Annotated in this window: 4 protein-coding genes; 2 read left to right on the forward strand and 2 right to left on the reverse strand. The window is 71.4% G+C overall.

Going from position 1 to position 3,987, the window contains the following annotated elements:
• Window positions 1-1,025 (reverse strand): four-carbon acid sugar kinase family protein (locus CVO76_RS15840; protein ID WP_208740075.1); only part of this gene is annotated, 1,025 nt, incomplete at its 3' end.
• A gap of 2 nt (window positions 1,026-1,027) precedes the next feature.
• Window positions 1,028-2,107, reverse strand: a complete 1,080-nt coding sequence (locus CVO76_RS15845; protein WP_208740076.1) for a 2-keto-3-deoxygluconate permease — start codon at window positions 2,105-2,107, stop codon at window positions 1,028-1,030.
• Window positions 2,108-2,367: 260 nt separating this feature from the next.
• Between CVO76_RS15845 and CVO76_RS15850 the strand changes: the two genes are divergently transcribed.
• Together CVO76_RS15850 and CVO76_RS15855 are read left to right on the forward strand one after the other, a co-directional pair.
• A complete protein-coding gene (locus CVO76_RS15850; RefSeq protein WP_208740077.1) occupies window positions 2,368-3,180 on the forward strand; it encodes a glycosyltransferase in 813 nt (270 codons plus the stop codon).
• Window positions 3,174-3,987: glycosyltransferase (locus CVO76_RS15855; RefSeq protein ID WP_208740078.1), on the forward strand; the 814-nt coding region annotated here is incomplete at its 3' end. The genes CVO76_RS15850 and CVO76_RS15855, both read left to right, overlap by 7 nt.

The following is a 3,987-nucleotide window of genomic DNA, read 5'->3' on the forward strand; positions in this document are numbered from 1 at the left end:
GTCTGCTGCACCACCGACGCGAGACTGTTCGCGATGGCGGTACCGCTGAGGGTCTCGGAGCCGCCGACCGCCTCGGGGGAGGTGATGACGACGACCCGCGGCAGGGATTCCGGGACCTCGAGCTCTGCGGCGGCCCACTGCGCGAGCCGGTTCGGCTGGTCGAGCAGGGACTCGTCCGGCTGCAGGATGCGGAGGTCGGCGGAGTCCAGCTGGGATTGCAGGTGGTCGGTCTGGGCGCGGGCGACGTCGTGCAGCGAACTGACGACGACGACGATCCGCTGCCCCTGCGCGGCGGGTGCAGGTTCTGCTGCTGCGTGTACTGCTCCGGCGTCGGCCCAGGCGGCTGCCATCGCGGCGGCGAGGCCGGCCGACCCGGCGGGGATCGCCGTCGGACCGGCGACGACGAGCGCGGCCGCGAGGTCGCGGAGGTCGCTGTCGGACGCCGCGTTGACGACCACGACGCCGCTACCTGCCGCGTCCCGAAGGGCCTGCGCATCCCGGTCAGCCGAGCCGCTGAGGCTGATCGTCGTCGTGCCGGGCAGGAGCTGCGAGAACTCGCTGGTGGGGACCGGCGTCACCGGATCTCGGCCCGCGGGGGAGTCCTCGACCGGTCCGCCGTGCACGCGCAGCAGGCCGTCCTCGATCGTCCGCCCCATGGCCGGGTAGGCCGGGCACACGACGGCGAAACAGCCGGGGTGCTGTTCCCGCCACGCGTCGAGCGCTCCGGCCACCTGCGCCGGGACGCTGCCGCGCATGGTGGAGTCGATCTTCAGGTACAGGCGGTCGGCCCCCGCGGTGACGAGGTCCCTGATGGCGCTCGCCGTGGCCTCACGGGCGGTGGCGGGGTCCAGAGCGCGAGCGTCGGTGTTCACGGCCAGGGCGCTGCCCGGAAGTACCGAGTCCGGGAGCAGTTCGCCCAGCAGCAGCCGGGAGGACCAGCCGGTGCGGGAGAACTGGACCACGGAGTCCGTGGCGCCGGTGACGTCGTCGGCCGCGATGCCGACGATGGGTGCAGTGGATGCCACGGTCAGCTGTTCTCCTCGGTCCGACGGGGCCGGTCGGTGGGCGCGGACGGGTTGCCCGCGGGCGGGAGCTCGGAGGCGGAGGTGGGGAGGACCTGCGCGGCGTCATCCGTGTCCAGGCCGCCCTGGCGCTTAAGCACCCAGGTGGCCAGGAGCGGTGCGAAGATCGCGGTGACCAGCACGGCCGAGGCGACCTGCGCCGTCGCCACCTCCACGAAAGGGGAGAAGCTGGGGTCCGCGGCGGCGACGATCGCCGGGGTCGCGATCGAGTTGCCCGCCGTCGTCGCCGACGCGATGCCGATGCCGGACTTGGCGCCGCGGCGGAGGACGAAGCGGTAGCCGATGTAGACGAGGGTGCCGGTGATGAGGGTGGCGGCGATGCCGACGAAGATGCCGCTGATGCCGCCGGCGATGACGTTGCGGAGGTCGATGCCGGTGCCGAGGGCGAAGGCGAAGAACGGGATGACGATGTTCGGCACGGGCCGCATGACCTCGGTCCACTTGGCGTCGAGGTTTCCGACGATGAAGCCGAGGATCAGGGGGATGACGGCCGCGAGGAGGGTCAGGAACGGGATGTTGCCGAGGCCCGACATGCCGAGGAAGAGCAGGGTGAAGAAGGGGCCGTCGTTGATGGCCGAGGCCATGTAGGCGCCGCGGTCGCGGTAGTCGCCGTAGCGGCCGGTGAAGGCGAGCCAGAGGCCGCCGTTGCTGTTGTCGAACGAGGCGAGGAGGGCGAGGATCGAGATGCCCAGGAAGCCCTCGACGCCGACGACCAGGCCGAGGCCCGCGACGAGGGCGGCGGGGATGACCGTCTTGAACAGCAGGACGACGCCGGTGGTCGCGAGCACGGGACCCGAGGCCTTAGCGGTGATCTGCATGCCGGTCGCGAAGATCAGGACGGCGATCAGGGGCAGGGCCGAGTCGGCGAACAGGGCGGTGGTGAAGCTGCCGAGTTCCAGGAAGCCGGGCGCGAAGGTGCCGACGATCGAGCCGAGGATCAGGGGGATGAGCATGAGGCCGCCGGGGATGCGGTTCATGCCGTCGAACAGGGGGACGCGGGACTTCGGAAGCGATTCGGCTGCCATGGCGAATCTTCTCTCTGTACGGGAGGTGTCTATGCGGACGGAGGGGTGCGTACAACTAGTACGGACACGATGTACCTACTGTAGGCCGCGTGGGGCATGTCACACAAGAAGTGGCTGGGATGAGCAATCCTTCCGCGGGGTCAGGCAGAAGACTGTGTGTACTTCGCTGCCGTGGCGCACGTCCACCTGACCCGACGGGAACCGATGTTGATCATCACCTTGAACGGCAACCGCGGGGGCCGCGCCGCCCGCGCCGGGCAGTGACCCCCTCGACGACCGCCGCGACGGCACTGGTGGTCATCCCCGCCTTCGGTTCGCCGGAGCTGACCGATGCGGTGGTGCGTGACCTGGTCCGCGACGGGAGCGACCTCGACCCGGCCCTGCGCATCGTGGTGGTCGACAACGCCGGCGACTACGTGCTGCCTGAGGGGCGCATCGAGGTCCACCGCCCGGGGCGCAACCTGCGGTGGATCGGCGCCGCCAACTGGGCGCTGCAGACGGCGTCGCGTGATGGACGTGCGGTCTGTGTGGTACTGAACAACGACATCCGGCTGTCGCCCGGGTTCCTCGACGGATTGCTCGCGCCCTTCTCGACAGCGGACGACATCGCGCTCGCGGCGGCCTGCTACGACGATTTCTGGCTCCACCAGCGGGCCTCTGCGATCCCGGGTACGGCCGCTGAGTACGTCCCGCGCAACGTGCTGCGCGACGTCGATTTCTGTGACGGCACCGCCATCGCGTTCGCGGTGCCCCCCGTCGTCGAACTGGGGGGCCTGGACGAGGTCACCTTCCCCCGGCACGGCTACGGCGCGGACATCGACCTGGCGATCCGCGTGCGGGCGGCCGGCCTGCGGTGCGTGGTCACGGAGGGCGCCTACGTCTCGCACCTGCGGCGGCAGACGATGAACCGGACCGGTCAGAGCTCCGAGGGCAACCGGGCGGAGATCCTCCAGGGTCTGGACGCCAAGTGGGGCGACGGGTGGCGGGCCGACGTCGGGCTGGGCCCGGACTCGTTCCCCGCCCACAACACCGGGAGCGGCGCGTCCTGGTACCTGACGGCTCCGGCATGGTGAGCACTCCCGGGCGGTCTCCGGGTCGGATCGTCTACGCCGGTTTCGCCACGCGCCACCACAGCGGCGGCGTGCACGTGATGACACAGCACGTCCAGCTGCTGCGGAAGCGCGGCCACGAGGCCTGGTTGTGGCTGCCCGACGCGGACGACCGCACCGACTGGATCGCCGACGACGTGCCGATGCTGTTCGGCGCCTCCACCGCGATCGGCGCCGACGACCTCCTGGTGCTGCCGGAGACACCGACCGTCCAGGGCCGCGATCCGGCACCCGGAGCGCGCAAGGTCATCTTCAACCAGAACCATTTCTACACCTTCGCCGCCGGCGTCCCCGGCGAGGATTTCCCCGGGTGGACGCCGGCGCCCGCGATCTGGGTGGTGTCCGAGGAGAGCCGCGACGTGCTGTCCGCCGCGCTGCCCGGCCTGCCGGTGAGCGTGGTGCCCAACCCGGTCGACGGCGGGCTGTTCGCCCCCGGCGCCGCCGACCAGGTCCGGGTGAGCTGGTTCCCGAAGAAGCGGCCGCGGGAGGCCTCGCTGCTGAAGCGGCTGCTGGCCGACGAGCCACGGCTCTCGGGGGTGGAGCTGGTGGAACTGGTCCAGGCCCCGCGGGCGGAGGTGGCCGCCACCCTGGCGGGCTCGGCGGTCTTCGTCGCCCTCGGACACACCGAGAGCTACGGTCTGCCGGTCGCCGAGGCGCTGGCCTCGGGCTGTCTCGTGGTCGGCTACGACGGCGGCGGCGGGCACGAGCTGTTCGAGGCACCCGGCGCGTGGCGGGTCCCGGACCAGCGACCGCTGCTGATCCGCGACCGGG

It is taken from the genome of Arthrobacter agilis, assembly GCF_002953615.1.
Lineage (GTDB): Bacteria > Actinomycetota > Actinomycetes > Actinomycetales > Micrococcaceae > Arthrobacter_D > Arthrobacter_D agilis_B.